Here is a 2065-nt window from a genome sequence, read left to right on the forward strand (position 1 = left end):
CTGATAATTTCTCTTGCTCCAGTGCATTGACCAAATCTACGGTGGAGAAGAAGCGCACCCGCCGGTTCAAATGCATCACCGCTTGCGTACCAATGGCTGTGGCAAGGTGAGTCTTGCCCGTTCCTGGACCACCGATAAGCACCACGTTCTGTGCTTGTTCCATGAAGTCGCAGCGGTGCAATTGTTTGACAGTGGCCTCATTGACCAGGCTTTGACTGAAGTCAAAGCCCACCAAGTCCCGATACACGGGGAACTTGGCCACCCGCAGTTGGTAGTTCACCGAACGCACTTCACGTTCTGCCACTTCAGCCTTAATCAGGCTGTCCAGCATGGGCAATGCCTGATTAAATGCCGGTGAATTCTGATTGCCCAACTCCTCAATGGCGTGTGCCATCCCAAAGAGTTTCAAGGATTTGAGGATTCGCACATGGCCTTCATGCTGCATCATGGGCTCTCCTCAAACTGTCGTAGCGGTTCACATTGGCCTGTGGTTCCAGTGTCAGCCTTAATCCCTTGGGGATTGGAATTGGCTTGGGTGCTGGCTCTTCGGTCAAGCGTCCCAGCAGGTTTAGTACATGCTCCTTCGATGGTTTGCCACACTCCAGTGCCAATTCCACCGCACTGAGCACAGCACCTTCGTCGTGATGCAACACCAAGGACAGAATTTCCACCATGTCACGGTCACCACCGGGGCGTTGCAGCAAGATGGATTGAAGCTTCTTGAACGCTGGTGGTAGTTCAGCAAACGGCGCACCATTGCGCAATGCCCCAGGTTTCTTCTGAAGCACAGACAAGTAATGGTGCCAGTCGTATTGTGTGTGGCCACGCCGAGCGTGGCCACTGCCAAACAGTCTTGGATGCTCAGCAATGTGTTGACCTTCGGCAGCCATCACCAGCTTGTCTGCATAAATCCGAAGGCTGATGGCCCTGTTGGCGTAACTGGCTGGCACGCTGTAGCGATTACCCTCATGGTGAACAAGGCAGGTTGAAGTGACTCGCTTGGTTTGCTCCACGAATGCATCAAAGGCATTGGGTAGCGTCATCAACTCGCCTTGTTCATCGGCAAAGGCCTCTTGCACGGTTTGGTCCAATTCGGGGTGGCGCAGCTCAGACCACAGCGCTTTACAACGGTGCTCAAGCCATACATTCAAATCAGCAAGGCTTTGGAAGTCTGGTGCCCCTTGCCACAGGCGTTGGCGAGAATCCTGCACATTCTTCTCAATCTGGCCTTTCTCCCAACCCGATGCTGGGTTGCAGAACTGCGCATCAAACAGATAGTGGCTGACCATGGCGGTGAACCGCTGATTGACCCTGCGCTCTTTGCCACGCCCCAACGAATCTACAGCGGTCTTCATGTTGTCGTAGATGCCGCGCTTGGGAATGCCGCCGAAGATTCGAAAGGCATGCCAGTGTGCATCAAAAAGCATTTCGTGTTTTTGCTGGTAATAGGCCCGAAGCACAAAGGCCCGGCTGTGGGCCAACTTAAATTGGGCAATCTGAAGTTTGACCTGTTTGCCCGCAATGCGGGCAAAGTCCTCACTCCAATCGAATTGGAAGGCCTCGCCACAGGCAAAGCGCAAGGGGATGAAACAACCCTTGCCCGAGGTTTGCGCTTTGAACTGTTCGGAATCTTTCCACTGCCTAGCAAAGGCACACACCCGGTCATAAGACCCAGTAAAGCCCAAGGCGACCAAATCCCGGTACATGCTGCGCAGGTTTCTGCGCAGCTTCTTTGTCTTTTTGTGCTCGGTGGAGAGCCACTGCCTTAACTTGGGCTCAAAAGGACTTAACTTGCCAACGCTGTCTCGCGCTGGGTACTGCGGTTCAACCACCTTGCTTTGCAAATACTTGCGAACGGTGTTCCTGGACAGGCCGCTTCGTCGGGCTATTTCCCGAATCGACGCACCATCGCGAAAATGCCAGCGTCGAATTGCGCTCAATATCGCCACGTTTATCACTCCTTGATTTCTCCCGCCACATCCAGACGGGAAACAGTGTCATACGTGGGTCAAATTTCGACGCAAATCTTTACCCTAAGTGGGTCAATTTTGGATGCAAGTCAACA

1 protein-coding gene and 1 pseudogene are annotated in these 2065 nt (G+C 53.3%); both read right to left on the minus strand.

All coding sequences use genetic code 11. The annotated features are described in order from the left end of the window. Positions 1-448: pseudogene (gene istB / locus PY990_RS16240) on the minus strand (IS21-like element IS1326 family helper ATPase IstB); the annotation flags it as partial. Next, positions 435-1958 carry an IS21-like element IS1326 family transposase gene (gene istA / locus PY990_RS16245; RefSeq protein ID WP_275272482.1) on the minus strand — a complete coding sequence of 508 codons (1524 nt, stop codon included), beginning with the start codon at positions 1956-1958 and terminating at the stop codon, positions 435-437. The pseudogene istB and the gene istA, both read right to left, overlap by 14 nt. Positions 1959-2065: the final 107 nt, after the last annotated feature.

Origin of the sequence: Limnobacter olei (assembly GCF_029087225.1) — a bacterium.
In the GTDB taxonomy this organism is placed as follows: Bacteria; Pseudomonadota; Gammaproteobacteria; order Burkholderiales; family Burkholderiaceae_B; genus Limnobacter; species Limnobacter olei.